Origin of the sequence: Pseudoduganella lutea (assembly GCF_004209755.1) — a bacterium.
Taxonomy (GTDB): Bacteria; Pseudomonadota; Gammaproteobacteria; order Burkholderiales; family Burkholderiaceae_D; genus Rugamonas; species Rugamonas lutea.
The window spans coordinates 4497063-4522678 of the sequence record NZ_CP035913.1 but is presented as its reverse complement, the minus strand read 5'-3'; the positions used below and the strand labels follow the sequence as shown (position 1 = coordinate 4522678).

Below are 25616 nucleotides of genomic sequence, written 5' to 3'. Positions count from 1 at the left end.
AGATGTATATGAGCGACAAGGCAGCCATCAAGGTCTTCATCGCGGACGATCACGCGATCGTGCGCGAGGGCCTGAAGCAGATCCTGGCCGACACCCGCGACATCGTGGTGTCCGGCGAAGCGGAAAACGGCAGCGATGCACTACGCCTGTTCCGCAAGTCGGGCTGCCACGTGGTGCTGCTCGATATCTCGATGCCCGATCGCAGCGGCATCGAGGTGCTGAAACAGATCAAGAAGGAAAAACCGGAGCTGGCCGTGCTGATGCTGTCCATGCACCGCGAGGACCAGTACGCCATCCGCTCGCTGAAGGCCGGCGCCGCCGGTTACCTCACCAAGCAGAGCGCGCCGAAGGAACTCGTCAACGCGATCCGGCAGGTGGCGGGCGGCATGAAATACATCAGCCCCGCCCTGGCCCAGGAACTGGCCAACCACGTGGGCGAGGACCATGAAGCGGCGCCGCACGAAACACTGTCCGACCGCGAATACCAGACGCTGACGCTGATTGCCTCGGGCATGACGGTGGGCGCGATCGCCAAGGAGCTGTCGCTGTCGGTGAAGACGGTGAGCGAATACCGGGCTCGCCTGCTGGTCAAGATGAAACTGAAGAACAGCGCAGAGTTGACGCATTATGCGATCAGGAACGGCCTGATCGACTGACAACGCGCCCGCCCGCGGCTGGACACTGACATTCAGAAACTTCTGGTTCCGAAAGTAAAGGAATTTTCCCCCGCTCCTTTGTGCTTCGAATAATGCGCCATTGTTCTAAGATGCAAGCTATTGGTCATCCTTTTGTAAAGTGCACGCCAGATGTCGAGCAAACCTCCAAGTTCCGCGGACCAGAATCCAGCTGAAATCGCGCGCGAAGCCTTTCGCCGCCTGGCCGTGCGCCGCATCGCGCCGACGCCTGACGCGTACCGGGAGATCTACAACGAAATCGCCGGCATTCCCGCCCCAGCGCCCGTCGTGGCCATTCCCAGCGATCCCGGCCCTGAAAACGTGCTGAACCGTTTTGCCGCGCGCTTGAAAGAGCAGCCAGGCGAGCTGGCCGAGTTCGGCCGCCGGTTCAACCACGCGGTCAAGGCACGCGATTGGGATGCATACGCCAAGGCCCTGTCGCAACTGGCCGACCGGCCCGTCAAAAAAGGCGGCATCGAACTGGCGCCGATGGACGAGAGCGAGCAGACGCGCCTGCTGCGCGACCTGCTCAGCCGCACTTTGACCCTGGCCGTGGCTTCGCTGCTGAGCGCCGCACCAGACATGGCGGCGGAAGCCGAGTCGCTGGGTGCCGCCACGAAGGAAGCGCACACCGAAGCGGACTTGTCGGAAATCGCGCTGCGGCTGAAACAGCTGTGCTACCAGATCGAACTGAAGCATGGCGACACGGCCGAGCAGCAGGAATTGCTGTTGCGCCTGTTCCGCCTGCTGCTGGAAAACGTCAGCGAATTGCTGGACGACGATTCCTGGCTGCGTGGCCAGGTCGACACCGTGCAGGCGCTGATCGCCGGCCCGCTGGATGCGCGCGCGCTCGAAGCGGCCACGCGCAGCCTGAAGGACGTGATCTTCAAGCAGAGCCAGCTCAAGCACAGCGTGGCGGACGTCAAGGCCACGGTGAAGAACATGGTGATGACCTTTATCGACCGCCTGGGCCAGGTAGCCGCCACCACGGGCGATTTCTCCCAGAAGATCGGGGCCTATTCCGAAAAGATCAGCCACGCGAACGACATAACCGAGCTGAACCATATCCTCGACGAAGTGCTGCACGAAACCCGCGTGGTGCAGAACGAAGCGCTGCAGGCCCGCGACAACATGGTCAACGCGCGCCAGGAAGTGCAGGAAGCGGAAGAGCGCATCAGGGCGCTGGAAATGCAGCTGCAGCATATGAGCGAACTGGTACGTGAAGACCAGTTGACGGGCAGCCTGAACCGTCGCGGCCTCGATGACGTGTTCGAGCGTGAAACCGCCCGCGCCGACCGGCGCCACACACCGCTGTGCATCGCCGTGCTGGACCTGGACGATTTCAAGAAACTGAACGATACCTACGGCCACATCGCCGGCGACAGCGCCCTGAAGCACCTTGTCAAGGTCGTCAAGGACACGCTGCGTTCCATGGATGTGATCGCCCGTTTCGGCGGCGAGGAATTCGTGATCCTGCTGCCGGAAACAGCGGTCGACGCGGCGGTGGCCACGATGACGCGGCTGCAGCGCGAGCTGACCCGGCATTTCTTCCTGCATGAGAACGAAAAGCTGTTGATTACTTTCTCCGCCGGCGTGGCGCTGCGCCGCCAGGGCGAGGACCAGGCCGCGCTCGTCAAGCGCGCGGACGCGGCCATGTACACGGCAAAGAGGACCGGCAAGAACCGCGTGGTCGTCGCCGAATAAGCGTTTTCTCCGATAACACGAGCCCGGCCAGACCGGGCTTTTGCCGTTGTATGTTTATATCAGCAACTTCCGGCAATTCCAGCTCAACAGTAAGCATCGCGCAGGTATTTCTTCAAAAAAATTCGATTTCCCACGAAAAAACCCTAAAGCTTTCCACACGGCTACCGTTACCTTGAATAACAGCGGCTTGATCGTCACAAGAACAGCGTGACGGGCCAAAGTTACCGAGCAAAGCGCCCAACAGCAGTACCGTCTGGAGAGTCACCATGGCATCGGTCATCAACACCAACATCGCTTCCCTGAATTCGCAACGTAACCTGACGGGCTCCCAAGGCGCCCTGTCGACTTCGCTGCAACGCCTGTCCTCGGGCCTGCGCATCAACAGCGCAAAAGACGATGCCGCCGGTCTGGCAATCTCCGACCGCATGAACTCCCAGATCCGTGGCATGAACCAGGCAACGCGCAACGCCAACGATGGCGTGTCGATGGCGCAGACGGCTGAAGGCGCCCTGTCCTCGTCGGGCGACATCCTGCAGCGTATCCGCGAACTGGCCGTGCAATCGTCGAACAGCACCAACTCGGCATCGGACCGCCAGGCCCTGCAGACCGAAGTCGGCCAGTTGTCCTCGGAACTGAACCGCATTGCACAAACCACCACGTTCAACGGCCAGTCGCTGCTGGACGGCACGATGGGCACTGCGAACTTCCAGGTCGGCGCCGACGCCAACCAGCTGATCTCGGCCAGCGGCTCGAACTTCCTGACCAACACGTACGGCAACAACCGTATCGCTGCCGGCCAGGCCGACATCGCCGCCGCCGGCACGACCAACGTCGTCGACGCGCAGGACATCACGATCAACGGCGCACGCGGTTCGAAGACCGTCAGCACGGAAACGGGCGACACGGCGAAGACCATCGCCGACAAGATCAACAAGCAGACCGGCGACACCGGCGTGACCGCCACCGCCCGTACCGACATGAACATGGGCCTGACCGCCAGCACTGCCTACTCGTTCGAACTGAAGGGCGACAACGGCACCGCGAAGACGATCTCGTTCACGACCGGCTCCGGCAGCTCGGCCAGCGATTTCGCCTCGGGCATCAGCGCCATCAATGCGCAATCGGCATCGACCGGCGTCACGGCACAGTACGACCAGGAAAACGGCGGCATCAAGCTGACCCACGCCAGCGGCGCGGACATCTCGATCGAGAACAGCACCGAAGACATGACCCTGGCAACCTACGCAGCCGATGGCGCGATGGGTACCCCGGCGGCGGCAGCCAACGGCGGCACGGCCAACGGCCGCGTCACGATGGACTCGGCACAGAGCTTCTCGATCGACGACGCAGGCTCGGGCCTGAACCTGCAGGACGGCGGCTCCTCGACCCTGAACTCGGTTTCGGACCTGGACGTGACCTCGTTCGAAGGCGCCCAGCTGGCCATCAAGATCGCCGACGCGGCACTGTCGACGGTCAACGGCCAGCGCGCGGAATTCGGTGCACTGCAGTCGCGTTTCGCTTCGACGATCGCCAACCTGTCGACCACGTCGGAAAACCTGTCGGCATCGAAGAGCCGTATCGTCGATACCGACTTCGCAGCGGAAACCGCGAGCATGACCCGCGGCCAGATCCTGCAGCAGGCCGGTACCGCCATGCTGGCCCAGGCAAACACGCTGCCGAACGGTGTGATGAGCCTGCTGCGTTAATTCTTCAAAGTTGACTGAACCATCAAATCCCCGGCCGGGCAACCAGCCGGGGATTTTTCGTTCGGGCTTGTGATCGGAATTATTGTCAAAAAAAATCAGTCCATACGGCAAAAGATTCCGCGAAAAGCCTAAAGCTTTCCGCACGGCTACCGTTACCTTGAATAACAGCGGCTTGATCGTCACAAGAACAGCGTGACGGGCCAAAGTTACCGAGCAAAGCGCCCAACAGCAGTACCGTCTGGAGAGTCACCATGGCATCGGTCATCAACACCAACATCGCTTCCCTGAATTCGCAACGTAACCTGACGGGCTCCCAAGGCGCCCTGTCGACTTCGCTGCAACGCCTGTCCTCGGGCCTGCGCATCAACAGCGCAAAAGACGATGCCGCCGGTCTGGCAATTTCCGACCGCATGAACTCCCAGATCCGTGGCATGAACCAGGCAACGCGCAACGCCAACGATGGCGTGTCGATGGCGCAGACGGCTGAAGGTGCCCTGTCCTCGTCGGGCGACATCCTGCAGCGTATCCGCGAACTGGCCGTGCAGTCGTCGAACAGCACCAACTCGGCATCGGACCGCCAGGCCCTGCAGACCGAAGTCGGCCAGCTGTCCTCGGAACTGAACCGCATTGCACAAACCACCACGTTCAACGGCCAGTCGCTGCTGGACGGCACGATGGGCACCGCGAACTTCCAGGTCGGCGCCGACGCCAACCAGCTGATCTCGGCCAGCGGCTCGAACTTCCTGACCAACACGTACGGCAACAACCGTATCGCTGCCGGCCAGGCCGACATCGCCGCCGCCGGCACGACCAACGTCGTCGACGCGCAGGACATCACGATCAACGGCGCACGCGGTTCGAAGACCGTCAGCACGGAAACGGGCGACACGGCGAAAACCATCGCCGACAAGATCAACAAGCAGACCGGCGACACCGGCGTGACCGCCACCGCCCGTACCGACATGAACATGGGCCTGACCGCCAGCACCGCCTACTCGTTCGAACTGAAGGGCGACAACGGCACCGCGAAGACGATCTCGTTCACGACCGGCTCCGGCAGCTCGGCCAGCGATTTCGCCTCGGGCATCAGCGCCATCAATGCGCAATCGGCATCGACCGGCGTCACGGCACAGTACGACCAGGAAAACGGCGGCATCAAGCTGACCCACGCCAGCGGCGCGGACATCTCGATCGAGAACAGCACCGAAAACATGACCCTGGCAACCTACGCAGCCGATGGCGCGATGGGTACCCCGGCGGCGGCAGCCAACGGCGGCACGGCCAACGGCCGCGTCACGATGGACTCGGCACAGAGCTTCTCGATCGACGACGCAGGCTCGGGCCTGAACCTGCAGGACGGCGGCTCCTCGACCCTGAACTCGGTTTCGGACCTGGACGTGACCTCGTTCGAAGGTGCCCAGCTGGCCATCAAGATCGCCGACGCGGCACTGTCGACGGTCAACGGCCAGCGCGCGGAATTCGGTGCACTGCAGTCGCGTTTCGCTTCGACGATCGCCAACCTGTCGACCACGTCGGAAAACCTGTCGGCATCGAAGAGCCGCATCGTCGATACCGACTTCGCAGCGGAAACCGCCGCCATGACCCGCGGCCAGATCCTGCAGCAGGCCGGTACCGCCATGCTGGCCCAGGCAAACACGCTGCCGAACGGTGTGATGAGCCTGCTGCGTTAATTGCGCCGCATTCAGGACCATGATTCAATGACTATCGTTCGCTGAACCTTATCAGCGGAACATCGGAATCCCCGGCTGGGCAACCAGCCGGGGATTTTCTTTTTTGATTCCGAAAATAAATTTAGATTTCCTGCGGAAAACCTCTAAAGGTTCCCGTACGGAAACCGTAACCAGTTACAACAGCGGCTTGATCGTCTCGAAACGTGGAGGCGGGCCAAAGTGAAAGCGCAAATGCCGAATCGAAGTATCTGTCTGGAGTATTAAATGGCTTCCCCAATCAACACCAACGTCGCATCCCTTAACTCGCAGCGTAACCTGAGCCAGTCGCAATCGGCGCTGTCCACCTCGCTGCAACGCCTGTCTTCCGGCCTGCGCATCAACAGCGCAAAGGATGACGCTGCTGGTTTGGCAATTTCCGACCGGATGAATTCCCAGATTCGCGGCATGACGCAAGCAACCCGCAACGCCAACGACGGCGTGTCGATGACGCAAACGGCTGAAGGCGCACTGTCCTCGTCGGGCGACATCCTGCAACGTATCCGCGAACTGGCCGTGCAGTCGTCGAACAGCACCAACTCGGCATCGGACCGCCAGGCCCTGCAGACCGAAGTCGGCCAGCTGTCGTCGGAACTGAACCGTATCGCCAAGACCACCACGTTCAACGGCCAGTCGCTGCTGGACGGCACGATGGGCACCGCGAACTTCCAGGTCGGCGCCGATGCCAACCAGCTGATCTCGGCCAATGGCTCGAACTTCCAGACCAACACGTACGGCAACAACCGTATCGCTGCCGGCCAGGCTGATATCGCGGCTGCGGGCACCAGCAACGTCGTCGACGCGCAGGACATCACGATCAACGGCGCACGCGGTTCGAAGACCGTCAGCACGGAAACGGGCGACACGGCGAAAACCATCGCCGACAAGATCAACAAGCAGACTGGCGACACCGGCGTGTCCGCGACCGCCCGTACCGACATGAACATGGGCCTGACCGCCAGCACCGCCTACTCGTTCGAACTGAAGGGCGACAACGGCACCGCGAAGACGATCTCCTTCACGACCGGCTCCGGCAGCTCGGCCAGCGATTTCGCCTCGGGCATCAGCGCCATCAACGCGCAATCGTCCGCCACCGGCATCACGGCGCAGTACGACCAGGAAAACGGCGGCATCAAGCTGACCCATGCCAGCGGTGCGGACATCTCGATCGAGAACAGCACCGAAGACATGACCCTGGCAACCTACGCGGCCGATGGCGCGATGGGTACCCCGGCGGCGGCAGCCAACGGCGGCACGGCCAACGGCCGTATCACGATGGACTCGGCACAGAGCTTCTCCGTCGACGACGCAGGCTCGGGCCTGGACCTGCAGGACGGCGGCTCGTCGACCCTGAACTCGGTCGCCGACCTGGACGTGACCTCGTTCGAAGGTGCCCAGCTGGCCATCAAGATCGCCGACGCCGCACTGTCGACGGTCAACAGCCAGCGCGCCGAATACGGTGCACTGCAATCGCGCTTCTCGTCGACCATCTCGAACCTGTCGACGACGTCGGAAAACCTGTCGGCATCGCGCAGCCGTATCGTCGATACCGACTTCGCATCGGAAACCGCCGCCATGACCCGCGGCCAGATCCTGCAGCAGGCCGGTACCGCCATGCTGGCCCAGGCGAACTCGCTGCCGAACGGCGTGATGAGCCTGCTGCGTTAATCGGTAATGTGAACCGGCCAGCGTTCAGCCAGCCGGTTCATTTCGCACTTTACAGTTCCCTGCCCGGAGAAATTCGGCCGGGGAATTTTTCGCATCCAGGAATCCATCATGACAATCGACCCGCTCGGCATCTATCCCGCCGCGAGACCGGAACGGGGTTACGCGGCACAGGGCGCCGCCCCCAGCACGGTGCGCACGCCCGCAACCACGACGGCAACGGCCGCCACGACCACCACAACCACCACGACCGCGGACACGGCGGATGCCGCCGGCAAGTACACCGGCCCGACCGACGAACTGAAGGACGCCGTCGGCAAGCTCAATGCGTCGGTGCACGCGCAAAACCTCGAGTTTTCCATCGATGAGGACAGCAAGCGCACGGTCGTCAAGGTCGTCGACAGCGCAACGAAGGAGGTAGTGCGGCAGATGCCTACCGAGGAAGCGCTGGAGATCGCCAAGGCGCTCGACAAGGCCTTCGGCCTGCTGATCAGCGAAAAAGCCTGACCTGTCGCAGCGTTGCCCACAGCACGAGGCCGGCTCCTACAAGGGCGTCGGCCCCATTTTCTTTGCGCTACCATCGGACTCATCGCAGAAACTGGACTTTGTTTCTCCCTCTCAAGTCTCGTTTGATTCTGCCGATAATGAACTACATTATCGCTTTCTCAGGAGCACAGCCGTGGCAACCATCTCCGCAACCGGCGGCGTACTAGACGTCAGCAGCATCGTTTCCCAGCTGATGGCTGTCGAACAGCAGCCGTTGGCCAAGTTCCAGCAAAAAACGATGTCGTACCAGGCGTCGCTGTCCGCCTATGGGTCGCTGTCCGGCGCCATCGGGGTGTTCCAGTCGTCGCTCGGCGCGCTGACCAAGGCTTCGGACTTCAATGCACTCAGCGCCTCGCCGAGCAATGCCGATGTCATGACCGCATCGGCATCGTCGAAGGCCGTGGCCGGCAACTACAAGGTCAATGTCACGCAGCTCGCCCAGGCACAGACGCTGACGACGCCTGGCATTACCAGCAACAAGTCCGCCATCGGCCTGGGCGGCAAGACCACGCTGTCGTTCCAGTTCGGCAGCGCCAGCGGCGGCTTCGGCCTGGCCGGCACCAAGCTGACCGGCGCCGTGCCTGCGAACGGTATCAGCAACGGCTCGCTGTCGATCAACGGCACCGCGATCGCCACCGACAGCACCACCACGAGCGGCCGTGCATTGGCCGAGGCCATCAATGCCAAGAGCACCACGACCGGGGTGACCGCCAATGCAACGGCGGCGGAAACGGACGCCGCGCTCTTCGGCGGCTTCGGCCAGGTTTCTACTGACGGCGGCGGCACGTATGCGCTGAAGGTGGGCGGCGTGGAGATCGGCGCGCAGGCAGCGGGCATCGCCGCCGGCGCGGGCATCACGGCGGAGTCGATCGACACGGCGCTGACCGTTCCCTCGACCGTGCTGACCGCGCTGAACGATGCCGGCATTTCCGTCAGCGGTACTGCCGCCGGCGGCGACCTGAAATTCACCCGCACCGATGGCTCCAACATCGAGGTGGAAGAAGTCGTCACGGCCGGCGTCAGCGGCGGTATCCATAAGGACAGTGCCACGGTCAATCCCGGTTTCAGCGTTATGGCGACCGGCGGTATTTCGCTCAGTTCGACCGACGCCAGCCCGATCACGATCGCCGGCAGCAACCCGGCCGCGGCGGGCCTCACGGCCGGCACCGGCGGCACCTATCTTGGCGGCGCTTTTTCGCAGGATGCCAACGTTGCGTCCGGCACCGTGACGATCGATTCCACCAATAACTCGCTGGAAGGCATTCGCGACGCCGTCAACAAGGCGGGCCTGGGCGTGACCGCCACCATCGTGTCGGACGGCAGCAGCACGCCTTACCACCTGGTGTTCACCTCGAACGCCACGGGCGCCAATTCGTCGATGAAGATTTCGCTGTCCGGCACCGATACCGATCCGCCCGACGCGGCGCTGGCCGACCTGCTGAGCTACGATCCTTCCGGCACGCAGAAGATGACGCAGACCTCGGCCGCGCAGGATACAAAGCTGACCGTCAACGGCATCGCCGTCACGAGCAAGTCGAACAATGTCGGCGAGGCCATCCAGGGCGTGAACCTGACCGTGACGCAGACCGGCTCGAGCACGCTGGCGGTGAGCCGCAATACCACGCAGGTCAAGACCAATGTCGAAGCGTTCGTCAAGGCTTACAACGACCTGTCCGGCACACTGAAGAAGCTGACCGGTTACAACCCCGACACCAAGTCGGCCGGTGCGCTGCAGGGCGATGCCACCGCCCAGTCGGTCCAGTCGCAGATGCGCCGCATGCTGACGTCGAGCATCACCGGTATTTCCGGCGCGTTCAGCAACCTGAGCGACGTGGGCATCGGCTTCACGAAGGATGGCACGCTGGCGCTCGATTCGACCAAGTTCCAGAAGGCGATCGACACCAATTACGCCGATATCGGCACGCTGTTCGGCGCGGTCGGCAAGACCACCGACAATCAGGTCTCGTTCACGAGTTCCAGCGCCGCCACCAAGCCCGGCACATATGACCTGGAAATCACGCAGATGGCGACCCAGGGCGCACTGACGAGCGGCGCCGCGGTACCGCCCAGCACCACCATTGCGGCCAACACCACCTGGTCGGTCACGCTGAACGACACCACGCCCAGCAACAGCAAGAACATGGCCATGGTCACGATCCCGGCCGGTACCTACACGCCGGCCGAGCTGGCGAAGGTGGTGCAGTCGTCGATCAACGGCACCACGGCATTTTCCAGCGCGGGCAACTCGGTGACGGCATCGATCGACGCCGACGGCAAGCTTGCCGTGTCCTCGGCGAAGTACGGGTCGACGTCGAACATCGCCCTGGCTTCGGGCACCGGCACCACGACCGACAGCCTGTTCGGCGGCAGCACCGCGGTCGCCGGGCTGGATGTGACCGGCACGATCGGCGGCCATCCGGTGACGGGCTCCGGGCAAACGATGACCGGCAAGGCCGGCACGGATGTCGAAGGCCTGAAGATCGACATCACCGGCGGTGCCGCCGGCCCGCGCGGCACGGTCAGCTTCTCGCAAGGCTATGCCTACCAGATGAACAACCTGGCCACCACGATGCTCGGCAAGACAGGCCAGATCGCCAGCCGCACGGATGGCTTGAACGCGTCGATCAAGAGCGTGCAAAAACAGAGCGACGCGTTCACCGACAAGCTGTCCGGCATCGAAGCCCGCTACCGCAAGCAGTACAGCGCACTGGACGTCATGCTGTCGAATATGCAAACGACGTCGAACTACCTGACCCAGCAGTTGTCGGCCCTGTCCGCCAACCGCTAACAGCAACAAGGAAACAAGGAGAACACCATGTTCGGAAGCCCGCAACGCGGCGTCAATGCCTACGCCAAGGTCGGCCTGGAAACCGGCATCGCGGCCGCCACGCCGCACAAACTGATCACGATGTTGTACGACGGCGCGGTACTCGCCCTGATCAATGCCACCAATCACATGAAGGCCGGCAATATCGAAGCGAAAGGCAAGGCCATTTCGCACGCGATCCAGATCATCGACAACGGCCTGAAGGCCAGCCTGGACAAGGAAGTGGGCGGCGACATCGCCAAGAACCTGGACGCGCTGTACGAATACATGAGCTCGCGCCTGCTGACCGCCAACCTGCAGAACCAGGTCGAGATCCTGGATGAGGTGCGCGGCCTGCTGACGGACCTGCGCGACACATGGAAGCAGATCGGCGAAGAAGGCGGCGGCGCGCAGGCGGGTGGTGCGCCCGTGGCCAACCAGCGGCAGTAAGCAATTTGGCAACAAGCAGTTTTTCCAACAGACCAGACGATGACGATGACCAATCATGACGTGCTGTGCGTGTATGCGGCAATGAGCGAACTGACCAGCCAGATGGTGGCGGCCGCCAATGCTTCCGACTGGGAGCACCTGCAGGAGCTGGAACAGCGCATGAATGCGCATGTGGCCGTTCTCAAGGTCAACGAGGGCATGGTGCGGCTGGAAGGCGAGGAGCGTGCGCGCAAGGCCACGCTCATCAAGCAGATGCTGGACGATGACCGCAAGGTGCGCGACCTGATCACGCCCTGGATGGCGCAGCTGTCCCGGCTCATCAACAGCACGGGCACGGAGCGGCGCCTGGTGAACGCCTACGGCGGCGTCTGAAGTACACGGACAATGCAAACACGCGGTAACGGGAGAACATAAGCAGTGCAGACGCGGCTCGACCCGGCCGGCTTGCGGCCCCTGGTGCCAGGCGGCGGCCCATCGGTCGCCGATCCGCGGCAAGCTGCGTTCCAGCGCAACCTGGCGCCGATGGTGGGCAAGACCGTGCAGGGCGAGGTGCTGGCGAAGATCCCCGACGGCAGCTACCTGGTGCGTGTGGCCGACACGAATGCCCGCATGGTGCTTCCCGGCGGCACGCAGGTAGGCGCACAGGTTGCGCTCAATGTCGTCGCCGCGCAACCACGGCCATTGCTGCAGGTCGGCACCGAACAGGCGCAGCCCGCCACGGTCTACACCGCCCCCGGCGAGGCGGGCGCGAGCCAGGCGCGGCCGATGAGTTCAGCCGCGGTATTGCTGAACAAGGCACCGCTGGTTGCCGCCGACCAGCTCCCCAAGCTTGACCACACTTCCGCGCAGGCCACGCTCAGCCCCGCCGCGCGGGCAATCGCCAGCGCGCTGACGCAGGCCTACACGGCACCCGGGGCGCCCGTTGTCATCCATGGCAGGAATCCGCTGGTGGCCGCGGGCGCGCCCGATCCCGAACGCATCGAACTGGCGCTGAAGAACGTGCTGGGCGAATCCGGGCTGTTCTACGAATCGCACGTGGCCGAATGGGCGGAAGGCAAGCGCAGCCTGCAGGACCTGGCACGCGAACCGCAGATGCAGCGGATGACGCAGCAAGCCTCCTCCGAAGCGCTGGCGCGCGCGATGGGTGGCCCCGACCTCTCCGCCGCGCAGATGATCAACCTGCAGCTGCACGCCCAGGAACAGGGCAAGGTGCAATGGCATGGCGAGGCGTGGCCCGGCCAGAAAATGCAGTGGGAGGTGGAGCGCGAGGAAAACGAGGGCCGTTCGCGCGGCCGCGGCGAGGCCGACGAGCAGCCCGTGTGGCGCAGCGGCATGCGCTTTTCGCTGCCGCTGCTGGGCAAGGTGGCGGCCACCATCACGCTGGTCGGCGACCAGGTACACGTGGCCATGCAATCCGGTACCGATGACACCGCCGCCGAGCTGCGCGCCTGGTCCGGCGCACTGCAGCGCGCGCTGGAAGCGGCCGACGCGCCGCTGGCCTCGCTGACCATCGGTACTGGAGCAGGTGCTGGAGCAGACACCGCAGCGGAAACCGAAGCAAGGGCGGGCAGCGATGAAGCGTGACGATAGCCCGAAGCGTGACGAAGCCCCCAAGCGCCCGTACCAGAACGCCGTTGCCCTCGCCTACCGCAACGGTGAGGGCGCACCGAAAGTCGTCGCCAAGGGGCGCGGGCTGGTGGCCGAGCAGATCATCGCCGTGGCCGCCGAGGCAGGTGTCTACGTGCACGAGTCGAAGGAGTTGGTATCGCTGCTGATGGATATCGACCTCGACCGGCAGATTCCGCCCACGCTCTACCGTGTCATTGCGGAACTGTTGGCCTGGCTTTATCATATCGAGGCAGCCAAAAAATCCGGCACGGCGCCACCGCCCGCCCCCGATACCGAAGCCGCCCTCCCCCCTCCCACTTCCACTACTACCTCTGGCGAACCTTGATGCAACCCTTCATTGCGGACACGGATACCGAAAACTGGCACGATTTCGAGGTAGGATCGCGCCGGGAAATCATCGCGCTGCTGCGCGCGATCTCCGACAAGAAACAGGACGTACGCGCCGCCGCGCGTGACGGCGCGGAGGTCTACACCACGGCGATCCTCGACGTGGACGGCGACACCGACACGGTGCTGATCGACCGCCCGCTCGACCCGGAACACGAACGGCGCCTGCTCAGCGGGGAAGTATCGTTCGAGACGTCGCTCGACAAGATTCGCATTTTCTTCAATGCCGACCAGTTGCACGCCACGCTCCACGACGGCAAGCCGGCGCTGAAAATGACCGTACCAGCGAGCCTGATCCGGCTGCAGCGGCGCGAGTACTACCGGATGGCGACACCGCTGACGAACCCAGTGCGCGTGTCGATTCCGCTGCCGCCCGAACTGGGCGACGGCGTGGGCGTGTTCCCGCTGGCCGACATCAGCGTCGGCGGCATCGCCATCCTCGACAACCAGTTCGCGCTGGGCGACGCGATCGGCCACGACTATACCGAATGCCGGATCGAACTGCCCGATCTCGGGAACGTGACCGTGGGCCTGCAGGTCCGCAACATGCTCGACATGACACTGCTGAACAACCGCCCCAACCGGCGCCTCGGCTGTCAATTCACCGACATGGGCCGCGGCGCCGCCGCCGCCGTGCAACGCTACATCACCAAGCTGGAACGCGAACGGAACGCCCGCATCAACGGGATTGGATGAGACAGGGGTTTCGCAGAGCACTGCTCTGCGCCTGTCGAACGGCGTGGCCATGCAGGGCCACGACTGGAAAGCTTGCTAATGCGCGCCGAAATTGAACGCGACGGAGACGCGCGCACGTGGACCGTGGAACGGATCGACCGCATGCAGCAGCCATGCGGGAAACACGATCAGCATGCCGGGCCGGGGCTTGATCGATTCGATATAGCCGGCCGTGAGGCAGCCCTCGATACGGAAGCGCAGTAGCGGATCGTGCATCGCCGGCAATACCCCCCGCGGATCCTGGAAGAACAGGTCGCCGCCATCGTCGGGCCCCGCCCCGCCATCGTCGACGTAGTACACAGCGGACCAGTAGGCGCCGGGATGGCCGTGCAACGCGTTGCTCGATCCGGGCGGATTGACGTTGACCCACGCATTGACCCGCCACTGGAAGCCCACTTCGGCCAACCCGTTCGGCGTGTGGAGCGCGGTTGCGGAATTGATGACTTCGGTTATATGGCGCAGCACTTCCTGGGCTGCGGGCAGATCGAGCGTGTGGAAATCGTCCGTCGATTGCCAGCCGCCGAGATTGCTGCGCTGGCGCCCGTCTTCGATCCCCGCCAGCGGCAAGAAATGGGCCAGCAACGCGGCATTGATCTCGTCCGCATTGTCGAGGTCGGATATCAGGATCGGCGTACTGAACAGTTTATGAACCTTGATATCGGCAGCCACGGGTTTTCCTTTCAACGATCGTTATGACTAGATCTGCATGTTCATGATGTTGGTATAGGCATCCACCAGCTTGTTACGCACCTGCACGGTGGCCTGGAAGTTGATGCTGGCCTTCTGCATCTGGATCATCACGTCGGACAGGTTCACCGAATCGTCGCCCAGCTGGAACTGCTTCGACATGGCCTGCGCCTTGTTCTGGCTTTCCGCCACGCTGTCGAGGGCGCCCTTCAGCGCATTGGAAAAGTCCACCCTCGTGGCAGGCTGCTCGGTCTGCACCACCGGCGGCGTGGCCTGCGGGCGTGTTGCCGCCGCCCGCAGCTGGGCGATCATGGACTGGATCTGGCTGCTGTCGATACCGCCTGTGCGCATGGTGGACTCCTTACCCTGACTGTTGCTGTAGCAAAACAAATCCGAGCAAACTAAAAATTGCCGAGCTACAATAGATGAAGGAACCGGCGTGATGCCGGATGCCTTTATGACCCTCGCAGAATAGCAGCCCAGGACGCCAGCGGCGGCGCCGAGCAGGCCGGGAAACCGGCTTCTTTTCCGGGGATCGAATGACCGGCCGCGAACCGATAATGCGCATCAGGCCCGCTGTGTCAGGCCGCTCAATCAACGTTCCGGAATCCACCCATGGCCGCAGCCGCCGAACCACTCGACCTCGACGCCAACGCCGCCGGCGACGCGCGTCCACCGTTCTACAAGACGCCGCTGGGCAAGAACCTCATCCGCGGCGGCGCCGTGGCCGCCGTGATCGCGGTGATCGTCATGGTGTGGCTGTGGCAAAGCCAGCCCGAATACCGCGTGCTGTTCGCCAATTACTCGGACCGCGACGGTGGCGCCATCACGGCCGCGCTGGACCAGATGCAGGTGCCCTACAAGTTCAGCGAAGGCGGCAACGCGATCCTGATCCCCGAGGACCAGGTGGCCGCCACCCGCCTGCGCCTCGCTTCCCAAGGCCTGCCGAAGGGCGGCAACGTGGGCTTTGAACTGATGGAGAACCAGAAGCTGGGGATCTCGCAGTTCCTCGAGCAGGTCAATTACCAGCGCGCGCTGGAAGGCGAACTGGCCAAGTCCGTCGAATCGCTGGGCAGCGTGCAGGCCGCCCGCGTGCACCTGGCCATGCCGAAGCCCTCCGTGTTCGTGCGCGAGCAGCAGCACCCCACCGCGTCCGTCGTGCTCACGCTGCATCCGAACCGCTCGATCGATCCCGGCCAGGTCAGCGCCATCGTGCACCTGGTGGCCTCCAGCGTGCCGGACCTGGCGCCGGCCAACGTCACTGTCGTCGACCAGCAGGGCAACCTGCTGTCGAACCAGAACAAGGACAGCAAGACCGGCATCAAGAGCCTGGACGCGACCCAGCTGAAATACGTGCAGGAGCTGCAGAACCAGATCATCAAGCAGGTCGAGAACATCGTCAAACCCATCGTCGGCGACCAGAACGTGCGCGCCGAAGCGGTGGCCGACGTGGACTTTTCCGCCGTCGAGCAGGCCGCCGAATCGTACAAGCCCAATTCGCAGCCGGCGCCCTCGGCGATCCGCAGCCAGCAGAGCAGCGAAACCACGGGCACCCCGAACGCCAATCCGAATGGCGTGCCCGGTGCGCTGTCGAACCAGCCACCCGGCACTGCGACCGCGCCGCTGGCGACCGAGCCGCCAGCTGAAGCGGTGCCGCCGGGCACCGTGCCCCCTGGCGCCGGTACGCCAGGCACCCTGCCCGGCCACAAGGAATCGACGACCAACTACGAAGTCGACAAGACCGTGCGCTACGAGCAGAAAGCCATCGCCGGCCTGAAGCGCATGACGGTGGGCGTGGTGGTCAACTACCGCCGCATCGTGGATGCGACCGGCAAGGTGACGGTGCGCCCCTTGAGCGCCGAGGAAATGGCGAAGATCAACAGCCTCGTGCGCGAAGCGATGGGCTTCAACCAGGACCGCGGCGACTCCGTCAGCGTGGCCAACGTGCCGTTCGACGGCATCGATGCGCCGGCCGCGCCCGTGCTTGACTGGTGGCGCGACCCGGCCAACCTGCCGCTGGCCGCCGAGATCGCCAAGTTCGCGATCGTGGCCCTGATCCTGCTGTACATCCTGCTGCGCGTGGTGCGCCCGATGATGCGGCCCGTGTTCAAGAAGATCGACGAGATCAACGCACCCGAGCCCGAACCCGAGGAAGAAATCATCGAGGAACCGGCCGGCCCGACGGAAGAAGAAATCCGCGCGCAGGAAATGGCTGCGCTCGAAGAAAGCACGGCGCGGACTTACCGCGACAACCTGGCGCTGGCCAAGAAACTGGCCAACGAAGACCCACGGATCGTCGCCAACGTGATCAAGGCATGGATAGGCAACAATGACTGAAAATACCGGGCTGCAAAAGGCAGCGATCCTGATGCTGGCGATGGGTGAAGCCGAAGCCGCGGAAGTGATGAAGTTCCTGGGGCCGCGCGAAGTGCTGAAGCTGGGCGCGGCGATGGCGACGATGAAGAACGTGCCGCACGAGCAGGTGGTCGACGTGCTGGACGGCTTTCGCGACGAGGTGGCCGCCGCCTCCACGGTGGGCCTCGATTCCGACGAGTACATCCGCCAGGTGCTCACCAAGGCGCTGGGCGACGACAAGGCGTCCGTACTGCTGTCGCGCATCCTGGGTGGCAAGGATGCTTCGGGCATCGAAAGCCTGAAGTGGATGGATTCGCAATCCGTTGCCGAACTGATCAGGAACGAGCACCCGCAGATCATCGCCACCATCCTCGTGCACCTGGAGCGCGACCAGGCTTGCGAAATTCTGGGACACTTTACAGACCGCTTGCGCAATGACGCGGTGCTGCGGATCGCCACGCTGGACGGCGTACAGCCGGCCGCCCTGCGCGAGCTGAACGACGTGCTGACCAAGCTGCTCTCGGGCAACGAGAACATCAAGAAGTCCACCCTGGGCGGCGTGCGCACCGCGGCCGAGATCCTGAACTTCATGAGCGGCGAGCAGGAAAACTCCGTCATGGAGAACATCAAGAACTACGACAACGACATGGCGCAGAAGATCATGGACGAAATGTTCGTGTTCGACAACCTGATCGACATCGACGACCGCGGCATCCAGCTGCTGCTGCGCGAAGTGCAGTCGGAAATGCTGATCATCGCGCTGAAGGGCGCCTCGCAGGAATTGCGCGAGAAGATCTTCAAGAACATGTCGGCGCGCGCCAGCGAGATGATGCGCGAAGACCTGGAATCGAAGGGGCCGGTGCGGTTGTCGGAAGTGGAAACGCAGCAAAAGGGCATCCTGCAGATCGTGCGGCGACTGGCCGACGAAGGGCAGATCGTCCTGGGTGGCAAGGGCGAGGATTCGTTCGTTTAATTGCCTTAAAACAGGGGTCAGACCCCTGTTTCCAGGAAACTTCTTGTTCGTTGATTTCCTTAAAACCAGGGTCTGACCCCTGTTTCCAGGAAATGTTGTTATTAAAGTTGTTGAAGAGGTAATCGCTTGGCTACTTTTCCGAAAGATGCACAACCCGCATTCCAGCGCTGGGAATTGAAGTCGTTCGGCGATCTGCGCCCCAGCACGGTGGCGGCGCGCGAGAAGGAAGAAGCGGAGACCCGTACCCGCGCCGAGCAGGCAAATTCGCAGGCGGCACAGCAGCAGGCCGCCGAGGCGCGCGCGCGCCAGGCCGAGTATGAACGCGAACTGAACGCCCCGCCCCCGCCCATGATGCCGGCCGGCCCGAGCGAGGAAGAACTGGCGGCGATCCGCGAAGAGGCGCGCCAGCAGGGCTACGAGGATGGCTATGCGCAGGGCCACCGGGCCGGCGAGGACGAGGCGATCCGCGAAGGCGAGGAAGCGTTGAAGGCGGCGCTCGCCCCGCTGGCCGATCTCGCCAACAATTTCTCGGAAGCGCTGCGCGGCGCCGACCAGCTGATCGCCAACGACGTGCTCGATCTGGCGCTGCACCTCGCGCGCAATATGCTCAAGCAGGCGCTGCCGGTAAAACCCGAGTTCATCGTGCCGATCGTGCAAGATGCGATCGCCTACCTGCCCACGATGCAGAAACCCGCCGTGCTGTTCCTCCATCCGGACGACGCGGCGATCATCCGCGGCGCGATGGGCGAGGAACTGGACAAGGGCGGCTGGATCGTCAGCGATGACATGTCGATTGAACGGGGCGGCTGCCGGATCGATACGCCGAGCAACCAGATCGATGCACAGGTGCAGGCGCGCTGGACGCGGCTGGCGCACGCCGTCGGCAAGAACCTCGACTGGCTGGAGGGCGAGTAATGGATACCCAGGTCCAGGGCCCGGAGGAGCACGCCAACCGCTGGCGTTCCTACCTGAACGATTGCGGCACGCTGCTCGATTTCGTGGAACCGATGGTCGTGTCCGGCCGGGTCACGCGCGTGGCCGGCCTGGTGATGGAAGCCGTGGGCCTGCGCCTCGCCGTGGGCGCCGCCTGCACGGTGCCGCTGCCGGCGGGCGGCAAGGTGGAGGCCGAGGTGGTGGGCTTCGAAGGCGACCGGCTGTTCCTGATGCCGCAAAGCGACGTGGAAGGCATTGTGCCGGGTACCCGCGTGTTCCCGATCGAGCCGACGATCCCCAAGCCGGGCAGCGTCACGCACCGCCGCCGCCGCACCAGCGACCGGGCGCGGCAGTTGCCGGCGGGCCCGGAACTGCTGGGCCGCGTGGTCGATGCCGCCGGCCGGCCACTCGATGGGCTGGGTCCGATCAACTGCACCGAGTCGGCGCCCATCAACGTGCGCCCCGCCAACCCGCTGGGCCGCGCGCCCATCGTTGAAACGCTGAACGTGGGGGTGCGCTGTATTAACGGCATGCTGACCGTGGGCCGCGGCCAGCGCATGGGCCTGTTTGCCGGTTCCGGTGTCGGCAAGTCGGTGCTGCTCGGCATGATGGCGCGCTACACGGAGGCCGATGTCATCGTCGTCGGGCTGATCGGCGAACGGGGCCGCGAGGTCAAGGAATTCATCGAACACATCCTGGGCGAGGAAGGCCTGGCGCGCTCCGTCGTCGTGGCGGCGCCGGCCGATACGCCGCCGCTGATGCGCATGCAGGGGGCCGCCTATTCCACCGCCATTGCCGAGCATTTCCGCGACAAGGGCAAGGACGTGCTGCTGATCATGGATTCGCTGACGCGCTATGCGATGGCCCAGCGCGAGATCGCGCTGGCGATCGGCGAACCGCCGGCCACCAAGGGCTATCCGCCTTCCGTGTTCGCCAAGCTGCCGGTGCTCGTGGAGCGGGCCGGCAACGGCGAACTGGGCGGCGGCTCGATCACCGCGTTCTACACGGTGCTGACGGAAGGCGACGACCAGCAGGATCCGATCGCCGACTCGGCGCGTGCGATCCTGGATGGCCACATCGTGCTGAACCGGCGCCTTGCCGAAGCGGGCCATTATCCCGCCATCGACATCGAGCAATCCATCAGCCGGGCGATGCACTCGATCACGTCGCACGATCACCAGACCAAGGCACGCCGCCTGAAGCAGCTGTTTTCCATCTACGAGCGCAGCCGCGACCTGATCGCCGTGGGCGCCTACACGCCAGGCACGGACCCGAAGATCGACGAAGCCATCAAGCTGCACGACCGCATCGAGCATTTCCTGCAACAAAAGATCACGGAACGCGTGGACATGTCCGAGAGCTTGGAGCAATTGGCCACGCTGTTCGACTGATTGATGACGCCGGCGCTCCGTATAATTTTCCATCATGGCCTCGACATCCCAACTAGAAACCCTGATCGACATGGCCCGCACGGAGACGGACGAGGCGGCCAAGCGCCTGGGCGCCGCCCTGAAGGCCGTCACCGACGCGGAAGACAAGCTGAACATGCTGGTCGGCTATCGGGACGAGTACAGCCGCAAGTTCCTGGCGAACCAGCAGGCGGGCATTACGCCGATGGCTTACCGTAACTTCCAGGCTTTCATGGAAAAGCTCGACACCGCCATCCACGGCCAGGAAGAAGTGCTGCGCCAGACCAGGAAGCGCGGCGAGCTGGAAAAGGCCACGTGGCAGGCGGCCGAACGCAAGCGCGTGTCGTATTCCACGCTGCGCGACCGTGAAGAAGCCAAGCAGCAAAAGGTTGAAGCCAAGCGCGACCAGAAGGCCATGGATGAGCACGCTTCGCGCCAGGCATTCTTCCGGCGTTGATTTTCAAACACCTCTACTTCCGGCAATACCCACAGGCGGCCTCATGCAGACCCAATCCATTCAAAGCCAGCAGCCCAACAAGCCCCAGCCATCGAAAAGCGCGTCGCTGCCCAGCAATGATTTCCAGAACGCGCTGGCGCTCGAGATCGACCGCCAGCCCGTGTGCGCCGCGCCGGAGCAACAGCCTTCGCCCGCGCAGGCGCATGCGCGGCAATCCAGGACTACCCAGGCGGCAAAACCGGTCCAGCAGGCACAGGGCGCGAGCCAGGCCGAGCGTGCCGAAGCGTCCGCCAACGCGGCCGCCAGCGATGGCAAGCCCGTGTCCGCCGAGGCAGCGCCAGCCGGGGATGCCAAGGCGGCCGCGGACGACGCCACGGACACAGCCGCGACCGACACGGTGCCCGCTGCGGACCCGGCGGCCGGCATGCTGGCGATGCTGGCCGCCTATGGCCAGCTGGCGACCAAGGTGGAAGCCAAGGCCGAATTGCCGGAAACCCCGCTGGATACGGATGCCGCCGCGCTGGCGGCACTGCAAACGGACAAGGCCAGCAAGGCAACACTGGCCGACCTTGCCGCGGACGCACGGGCCGGCAAGGCCCAGGCAGGCGGCACGTCCGCCCTGCAGGATGCCGGGGAAGACCGGCTCCTCAAGACCGGCGGTGGCCTTTCCACCGACGCGAAAACCGAAGCGTTCGATGCGCAACTGGCTGCGAACCTGGCGGATGCCGCGCCGGTTGCCCAGCCGGTGCCGCCTGCCGCGCAAGCCATGGCGGCCTCCGTGCAGGCCGCCAATGCGGTGGCCGCGAACCAGTTGCAGGCACGCGTGGGTTCGAATGCCTGGGAGCAGCAGCTGGGCCAGAAAGTGGTGTGGATGGTGGCCGGCGGCGACCAGAGCGCCTCGCTGACGCTCAATCCGCCGGATCTCGGCCCGCTGCAGGTGGTGCTGAGCGTATCGAACGATTCGGCGACCGCCACCTTCACGGCGCACCAGCCGGAAACCCGGCAGGCAATCGAAAACGCGTTGCCGAAGTTGCGCGAGATGATGAGCGAGGCCGGCATTACGCTGGGCGACGCCAGCGTGTCCGCGGGTTCGCAGGAACAGCAGCAGGCATTTGCCGAACAGGCCCGCGGCAGCCGGGGCGGCGGCCGTTATGGCGACGGCGGCGATGCGGATGCCGCCGAGGAAGCCCAGCCGGTCATTCGCCGCACGGTGCTGGGCGCCGTCGACACCTTCGCCTGATTCCGGCGCGTTCCCCATACTGCAGAGCTGGCGGGTTTCTTGCCCGCTGTTCCGCGTATCCCGACGCGCCGTCTCTGCCGATAATGCCATAATGGCGATAAGTATCCACCGTGCATTGCAGGAGCATGCATGACAAGCAGAGTCGAAAGCGGAACAACACATGAAAGCTGACCCGAAGGCAGAAGCGGCGCCCGCCGGTGGCGGCAGCAAGAAACTGGTCATCATTCTCATCGCCGTGCTGGTGCTCGTGCTGGGCGGCGGCGGCGCGGCCGCATTCTTCCTCATGAAGGGGGGCGATGCCGCCGAAGCGGAGCACGAGGAAGAAACCGCCAAGCCCAAGAAGAAGAAAAAGAAAAAGCAGGACGAAGGCCCGCCGGTCTACGTGCCGGTCGAACCGTTTACGGTGAACCTGAACCCCGAGGAAGGCGAGCAGTACCTGCAACTGGCCTTCACGCTGCAGGTGCCCGATGCCGAGCAGTCGGACGCCATCAAGAACAATATGCCGAAGGTGCGCAGCCGCATCCTGCTGCTGCTGTCGTCGAAGAAGGCGTCGGAAATCAATACGCCGGAAGGCAAGACCGCTCTCGCGGAAGAGATCATGAAGCAGGTGAACGAACCGTTCCAGGATCACGGCGACGAGCAGGAAGTGTCGGAAGTATTGTTTACCTCGTTTATTATCCAATAGACACCAGCATCCAACGCAACCATGGCGGATAATTTTCTCTCCCAGGAAGAAGTCGATGCCCTGCTGAAGGGCGTCAACGGCGACCAGGACGACGTTGCGGCGCCGGAAGAAGTCGCGGGGGTCAGGACCTATAACTTGGCCACGCAGGAACGCATCGTGCGCGGCCGGATGCCGACGCTCGAGATCATCAACGAGCGCTTCGCCCGCCTGCTGCGCGTTGGGCTGTTCAACTTCCTGCGCCGCAGCGCCGAGGTATCGGTGGGGTCGGTGCGCGTGTCGAAATACAGCGAGTTCATCCGCAACCTGGTGGTGCCGACGAACCTGAACCTGGTGCACATGAAGCCGCTGCGCGGTACCGCGCTGATGGTGTTCGACCCGGGCCTTGTGTTCCTGCTGGTCGACAACCTGTTCGGCGGCGACGGCCGTTTCCACACGCGCGTGGAAGGCCGCGATTTCACGGCCACGGAACAGCGCATCATCCTGCGCATCCTCGATATCGTGTTCGAGGCGTACACGAAGTCGTGGGAACCGGTCTTCCCGGTCGAGTTCGAATATATCCGTTCGGAGATGAACACGCAGTTCGCCAACATCGCCACGCCGAACGAGGTGGTGGTGGCGTCCACGTTCACGGTCGAGCTGGGTTCGGTATCCGGCCAGATCCACTTCTGCATGCCGTATTCGATGATCGAGCCGATCCGTGATGCGCTGACGTCGTCGCTGCAGGGCGAGGCGCTGGAAGTGGACAAGCGCTGGATCCGCCTGATGACGCAGCAGATCCAGATCGCCGAGGTGGAACTGGTGGCGCGGCTGGGCACCGCGAAAGTGAGTTTCGACGATATCCTGAACTTCCGCGTGGGCGACGTGATCCCGCTGAATATCCCGGAAACGATCGAGGCCACGGTCGATGGCGTGCCGGTGCTCGATTGCACGTACGGCGTGCTGAACGGGCAGTACGCGCTGAAGGTGGAGCGGTTGCTGGCTAATAGCGATAATCTAAGCAAATAGTAAGGTTCAGGAGCACATCATGGCGGACAACCAGGACGATCAAAGCCTCGACGACGATTGGGGCGCGGCGATTGCCGAACAGGCCAAGGCCGAAGCGGAGGCATTGCAGAAGGAGGCTGCCACCGCTGCCGTGTTCAAGGATTTCTCGAAGGGGGCCACGAAGACCGAGACCCACAACGACATCGACTTCATCCTCGATATCCCGGTCCAGCTGACGGTGGAACTGGGCCGCACGAAGATCGCCATCAAGAACCTGCTGCAACTGGCGCAGGGCTCGGTGGTGGAACTGGACGGCCTGGCCGGCGAGCCGATGGACGTGCTGGTGAACGGCTGCCTGATCGCGCAGGGCGAGGTGGTGGTGGTGAACGACAAGTTCGGTATTCGCCTGACCGACATCATCACGCCTTCCGAACGCATCCGAAAACTGAATAAATGAATCGTGTCCTGGTTTCCGCACTGCTGGCGGGCGGCATGCTCGCCGGCACCATCGCGTCCGCACAAGCGCCCGGGGCTGCGCAAGCGCCTGCCACGGCGACTGCGCCCGTCATCACCAATCCCACCGATCGTACTGTCGCGCCCGTAAAGGCCGGCGAACCGGCCACGGTCGTGCCCGCAGAGCAGGCGCCCGCCCCCGGCCCCGTGGCGCCGCCGGTCGCCACGCCCGAACAGCAGGCCGCGCTGGCCGGCGCGCGCACGGCAACGCCGGCGGCACTGCCCGCGCCGCCCTCGGCCGTCGGCAGCCTGCTGCAGACCGTGGTCGCGCTGGGCCTCGTGCTGGCGCTGCTGGTCGGTCTGGCATGGGCGCTCAAGCGCTTCGGGCCGCGCAACGTCTCTGGCGGCAGTACCGTCAAGCTGGTCGGCGCACTATCGGTGGGCACGCGCGAGCGCATTCTCGTCGTCGAGGTGGGCGACCAGTGGATCGTCGTCGGCGCCTCGCCAGGTCGCATGAACGCGCTGGCCACGATGCCGCGGCAGGAAGCGGAGCCCGGCGCCACCGCCGGGCAGCACGCCCTGCCCGGCACCAATTTCTCGGAATGGTTCAAGCAAACCATCGAGAAGCGCAATGGCAAGTAAGCCCGCAAGTAAGCTCGGACATGCAGCGGCATTCGCGCTGACCATTTTCCTTCCCCTGCTGGCCGCCGCGGAGCCCACGATTCCCGCGTTCACCAGCTCGCCGGCACCCGGCGGCGGGGTCCAGTACGGGCTGACGCTGCAGACGCTGATCCTGATGACGGCGCTGACGTTCCTGCCCGCCGTGCTGCTGATGATGACGGGCTTTACCCGGATCGTGATCGTGCTGTCGCTGCTGCGCCAGGCGATGGGCACGCAGTCGGCGCCGCCGAACCAGGTGATGGTGGGCCTGGCGCTGTTCCTCACGTTCTTCGTGATGGGGCCCACGTTCGACCGCATCTACACGGAAGCGTACCAGCCGCTGCAGGCGAACCAGATCACGATGCAGCAGGCGATCGAGCGCGGCTCGGCGCCTTTGAAAACGTTCATGCTGAAGCAGACCCGCCAGGCCGACCTGGCGCTGTTCGTGAAGATCTCGCGCAGCCCGGCGCTGCAGGGGCCGGAAGACGTGCCGATGCGGATCCTCGTGCCGGCCTTCATCACGAGCGAACTGAAGACGGCGTTCCAGATCGGCTTCGCCATCTTCATTCCCTTCCTGATCATCGACATGGTGGTCGCATCGGTACTGATGTCGATGGGGATGATGATGATGTCGCCGGCGGTGATCTCGCTGCCGTTCAAGATGATGCTGTTCGTGCTGGTCGACGGCTGGCAATTGCTGCTGGGCTCACTGTCCCAGAGTTTCTACTAGCGTCTTTACAGGACAAGAATC

The 25616-nt window shown here is 63.9% G+C and carries 25 protein-coding genes; 23 read left to right on the top strand and 2 right to left on the bottom strand.

All coding sequences use genetic code 11. The annotated features are described in order from the left end of the window. Window positions 1-8 precede the first annotated feature (8 nt). The 12 genes from EWM63_RS19210 (at window position 9) to EWM63_RS19155 (ending at window position 13990) form a co-directional block, all read left to right on the top strand. Entirely contained in the window at window positions 9-656 is a 648-nt protein-coding gene (locus EWM63_RS19210; RefSeq protein WP_130187974.1) for a response regulator, read from the top strand. Between the two features lie 150 nt (window positions 657-806). Further along, window positions 807-2378, top strand: coding sequence for a GGDEF domain-containing protein (locus tag EWM63_RS19205; RefSeq protein WP_130187973.1), 1572 nt, complete (start codon window positions 807-809; stop codon window positions 2376-2378). Window positions 2379-2644: 266 nt separating this feature from the next. Further along, a complete protein-coding gene (locus tag EWM63_RS19200; protein WP_130187972.1) occupies window positions 2645-4084 on the top strand; it encodes a flagellin N-terminal helical domain-containing protein in 1440 nt (479 codons plus the stop codon). 251 nt (window positions 4085-4335) lie between these two features. After that, a complete protein-coding gene (locus EWM63_RS19195; RefSeq protein ID WP_130187971.1) occupies window positions 4336-5775 on the top strand; it encodes a flagellin N-terminal helical domain-containing protein in 1440 nt (479 codons plus the stop codon). Window positions 5776-6039: 264 nt separating this feature from the next. Further along, complete coding sequence (locus EWM63_RS19190; protein ID WP_130187970.1) at window positions 6040-7479, top strand: flagellin N-terminal helical domain-containing protein; 1440 nt, start codon at window positions 6040-6042, stop codon at window positions 7477-7479. Window positions 7480-7587: 108 nt separating this feature from the next. Then, a complete protein-coding gene (locus tag EWM63_RS19185) occupies window positions 7588-7983 on the top strand; it encodes a flagellar protein FlaG (RefSeq protein ID WP_130187969.1) in 396 nt (131 codons plus the stop codon). A gap of 172 nt (window positions 7984-8155) precedes the next feature. Next, on the top strand, window positions 8156-10810 hold the full coding sequence (fliD, locus tag EWM63_RS19180; protein ID WP_229487380.1) for a flagellar filament capping protein FliD: 2655 nt from the start codon (window positions 8156-8158) through the stop codon (window positions 10808-10810). 27 nt (window positions 10811-10837) lie between these two features. After that, entirely contained in the window at window positions 10838-11278 is a 441-nt protein-coding gene (gene fliS, locus EWM63_RS19175) for a flagellar export chaperone FliS (RefSeq protein ID WP_130187968.1), read from the top strand. A gap of 45 nt (window positions 11279-11323) precedes the next feature. Continuing rightward, the gene (locus EWM63_RS19170) at window positions 11324-11650 is read left to right on the top strand and encodes a flagellar protein FliT (protein WP_229487379.1); all 327 of its coding nucleotides are present in this window, start codon (window positions 11324-11326) and stop codon (window positions 11648-11650) included. A 45-nt stretch (window positions 11651-11695) separates the two neighbouring features. Next, window positions 11696-12862: a flagellar hook-length control protein FliK gene (fliK, locus tag EWM63_RS19165; protein ID WP_130187967.1), complete on the top strand. Its 1167-nt coding sequence runs from the start codon at window positions 11696-11698 to the stop codon at window positions 12860-12862. Further along, entirely contained in the window at window positions 12852-13232 is a 381-nt protein-coding gene (locus EWM63_RS19160) for an EscU/YscU/HrcU family type III secretion system export apparatus switch protein (protein WP_130187966.1), read from the top strand. The genes fliK and EWM63_RS19160 overlap by 11 nt, the downstream gene beginning before the upstream one ends. Continuing rightward, window positions 13232-13990, top strand: coding sequence for a flagellar brake protein (locus EWM63_RS19155; RefSeq protein ID WP_130187965.1), 759 nt, complete (start codon window positions 13232-13234; stop codon window positions 13988-13990). The genes EWM63_RS19160 and EWM63_RS19155 overlap by 1 nt, the downstream gene beginning before the upstream one ends. Before the next feature lie 75 nt (window positions 13991-14065). Here the strand turns inward: EWM63_RS19155 and EWM63_RS19150 are convergent, their stop codons facing one another. Both EWM63_RS19150 and fliE read right to left on the bottom strand, forming a co-directional pair. Then, complete coding sequence (locus tag EWM63_RS19150; protein ID WP_130187964.1) at window positions 14066-14698, bottom strand: TIGR02466 family protein; 633 nt, start codon at window positions 14696-14698, stop codon at window positions 14066-14068. A gap of 27 nt (window positions 14699-14725) precedes the next feature. Continuing rightward, the gene (gene fliE, locus EWM63_RS19145; RefSeq protein WP_130187963.1) at window positions 14726-15067 is read right to left on the bottom strand and encodes a flagellar hook-basal body complex protein FliE; all 342 of its coding nucleotides are present in this window, start codon (window positions 15065-15067) and stop codon (window positions 14726-14728) included. Between the two features lie 264 nt (window positions 15068-15331). On the opposite strand from fliE, the gene fliF reads away from it, so the two are divergent. The 11 genes from fliF (at window position 15332) to fliP (ending at window position 25595) form a co-directional block, all read left to right on the top strand. After that, window positions 15332-17053, top strand: coding sequence for a flagellar basal-body MS-ring/collar protein FliF (gene fliF / locus EWM63_RS19140; protein WP_130187962.1), 1722 nt, complete (start codon window positions 15332-15334; stop codon window positions 17051-17053). Further along, window positions 17046-18044 (top strand): flagellar motor switch protein FliG, encoded by a 999-nt coding sequence (gene fliG / locus EWM63_RS19135; protein ID WP_130187961.1) that lies wholly within the window; start codon window positions 17046-17048, stop codon window positions 18042-18044. Before fliF ends, fliG begins: the two co-directional genes overlap by 8 nt. A gap of 126 nt (window positions 18045-18170) precedes the next feature. After that, on the top strand, window positions 18171-18959 hold the full coding sequence (locus EWM63_RS19130) for a flagellar assembly protein FliH (protein ID WP_130187960.1): 789 nt from the start codon (window positions 18171-18173) through the stop codon (window positions 18957-18959). Next, a complete protein-coding gene (gene fliI / locus EWM63_RS19125; protein WP_130187959.1) occupies window positions 18959-20368 on the top strand; it encodes a flagellar protein export ATPase FliI in 1410 nt (469 codons plus the stop codon). The genes EWM63_RS19130 and fliI overlap by 1 nt, the downstream gene beginning before the upstream one ends. A gap of 34 nt (window positions 20369-20402) precedes the next feature. Further along, window positions 20403-20843 carry a flagellar export protein FliJ gene (gene fliJ / locus EWM63_RS19120; protein WP_130187958.1) on the top strand — a complete coding sequence of 147 codons (441 nt, stop codon included), beginning with the start codon at window positions 20403-20405 and terminating at the stop codon, window positions 20841-20843. A 43-nt stretch (window positions 20844-20886) separates the two neighbouring features. Then, window positions 20887-22083 (top strand): flagellar hook-length control protein FliK, encoded by a 1197-nt coding sequence (locus EWM63_RS19115; RefSeq protein ID WP_165390867.1) that lies wholly within the window; start codon window positions 20887-20889, stop codon window positions 22081-22083. Between the two features lie 160 nt (window positions 22084-22243). Next, window positions 22244-22768: a flagellar basal body-associated protein FliL gene (fliL, locus tag EWM63_RS19110; protein WP_130187956.1), complete on the top strand. Its 525-nt coding sequence runs from the start codon at window positions 22244-22246 to the stop codon at window positions 22766-22768. 21 nt (window positions 22769-22789) lie between these two features. Continuing rightward, the gene (gene fliM / locus EWM63_RS19105; protein ID WP_130187955.1) at window positions 22790-23773 is read left to right on the top strand and encodes a flagellar motor switch protein FliM; all 984 of its coding nucleotides are present in this window, start codon (window positions 22790-22792) and stop codon (window positions 23771-23773) included. 19 nt (window positions 23774-23792) lie between these two features. Further along, entirely contained in the window at window positions 23793-24209 is a 417-nt protein-coding gene (gene fliN, locus EWM63_RS19100) for a flagellar motor switch protein FliN (RefSeq protein ID WP_130187954.1), read from the top strand. Continuing rightward, on the top strand, window positions 24206-24847 hold the full coding sequence (gene fliO, locus EWM63_RS19095) for a flagellar biosynthetic protein FliO (RefSeq protein WP_229487378.1): 642 nt from the start codon (window positions 24206-24208) through the stop codon (window positions 24845-24847). Before fliN ends, fliO begins: the two co-directional genes overlap by 4 nt. Further along, window positions 24837-25595: a flagellar type III secretion system pore protein FliP gene (fliP, locus tag EWM63_RS19090; RefSeq protein WP_130187953.1), complete on the top strand. Its 759-nt coding sequence runs from the start codon at window positions 24837-24839 to the stop codon at window positions 25593-25595. The genes fliO and fliP overlap by 11 nt, the downstream gene beginning before the upstream one ends. Window positions 25596-25616 lie beyond the last annotated feature (21 nt).

What these genes read in the sequence shown, in the direction of transcription:
- EWM63_RS19210 (WP_130187974.1), top strand. Translation starts at nt 9, where the DNA reads ATGAGCGACAAGGCAGCCATCAAGGTCTTCATCGCGGACGATCACGCG.
- EWM63_RS19205 (WP_130187973.1), top strand. Translation starts at nt 807, where the DNA reads ATGTCGAGCAAACCTCCAAGTTCCGCGGACCAGAATCCAGCTGAAATC.
- EWM63_RS19200 (WP_130187972.1), top strand. Translation starts at nt 2,645, where the DNA reads ATGGCATCGGTCATCAACACCAACATCGCTTCCCTGAATTCGCAACGT.
- EWM63_RS19195 (WP_130187971.1), top strand. Translation starts at nt 4,336, where the DNA reads ATGGCATCGGTCATCAACACCAACATCGCTTCCCTGAATTCGCAACGT.
- EWM63_RS19190 (WP_130187970.1), top strand. Translation starts at nt 6,040, where the DNA reads ATGGCTTCCCCAATCAACACCAACGTCGCATCCCTTAACTCGCAGCGT.
- EWM63_RS19185 (WP_130187969.1), top strand. Translation starts at nt 7,588, where the DNA reads ATGACAATCGACCCGCTCGGCATCTATCCCGCCGCGAGACCGGAACGG.
- fliS (WP_130187968.1), top strand. Translation starts at nt 10,838, where the DNA reads ATGTTCGGAAGCCCGCAACGCGGCGTCAATGCCTACGCCAAGGTCGGC.
- EWM63_RS19170 (WP_229487379.1), top strand. Translation starts at nt 11,324, where the DNA reads ATGACCAATCATGACGTGCTGTGCGTGTATGCGGCAATGAGCGAACTG.
- EWM63_RS19160 (WP_130187966.1), top strand. Translation starts at nt 12,852, where the DNA reads ATGAAGCGTGACGATAGCCCGAAGCGTGACGAAGCCCCCAAGCGCCCG.
- EWM63_RS19155 (WP_130187965.1), top strand. Translation starts at nt 13,232, where the DNA reads ATGCAACCCTTCATTGCGGACACGGATACCGAAAACTGGCACGATTTC.
- fliE (WP_130187963.1), bottom strand. Translation starts at nt 15,067, where the DNA reads ATGCGCACAGGCGGTATCGACAGCAGCCAGATCCAGTCCATGATCGCC.
- fliF (WP_130187962.1), top strand. Translation starts at nt 15,332, where the DNA reads ATGGCCGCAGCCGCCGAACCACTCGACCTCGACGCCAACGCCGCCGGC.
- fliG (WP_130187961.1), top strand. Translation starts at nt 17,046, where the DNA reads ATGACTGAAAATACCGGGCTGCAAAAGGCAGCGATCCTGATGCTGGCG.
- fliI (WP_130187959.1), top strand. Translation starts at nt 18,959, where the DNA reads ATGGATACCCAGGTCCAGGGCCCGGAGGAGCACGCCAACCGCTGGCGT.
- fliJ (WP_130187958.1), top strand. Translation starts at nt 20,403, where the DNA reads ATGGCCTCGACATCCCAACTAGAAACCCTGATCGACATGGCCCGCACG.
- EWM63_RS19115 (WP_165390867.1), top strand. Translation starts at nt 20,887, where the DNA reads ATGCAGACCCAATCCATTCAAAGCCAGCAGCCCAACAAGCCCCAGCCA.
- fliL (WP_130187956.1), top strand. Translation starts at nt 22,244, where the DNA reads ATGAAAGCTGACCCGAAGGCAGAAGCGGCGCCCGCCGGTGGCGGCAGC.
- fliM (WP_130187955.1), top strand. Translation starts at nt 22,790, where the DNA reads ATGGCGGATAATTTTCTCTCCCAGGAAGAAGTCGATGCCCTGCTGAAG.
- fliN (WP_130187954.1), top strand. Translation starts at nt 23,793, where the DNA reads ATGGCGGACAACCAGGACGATCAAAGCCTCGACGACGATTGGGGCGCG.
- fliO (WP_229487378.1), top strand. Translation starts at nt 24,206, where the DNA reads ATGAATCGTGTCCTGGTTTCCGCACTGCTGGCGGGCGGCATGCTCGCC.
- fliP (WP_130187953.1), top strand. Translation starts at nt 24,837, where the DNA reads ATGGCAAGTAAGCCCGCAAGTAAGCTCGGACATGCAGCGGCATTCGCG.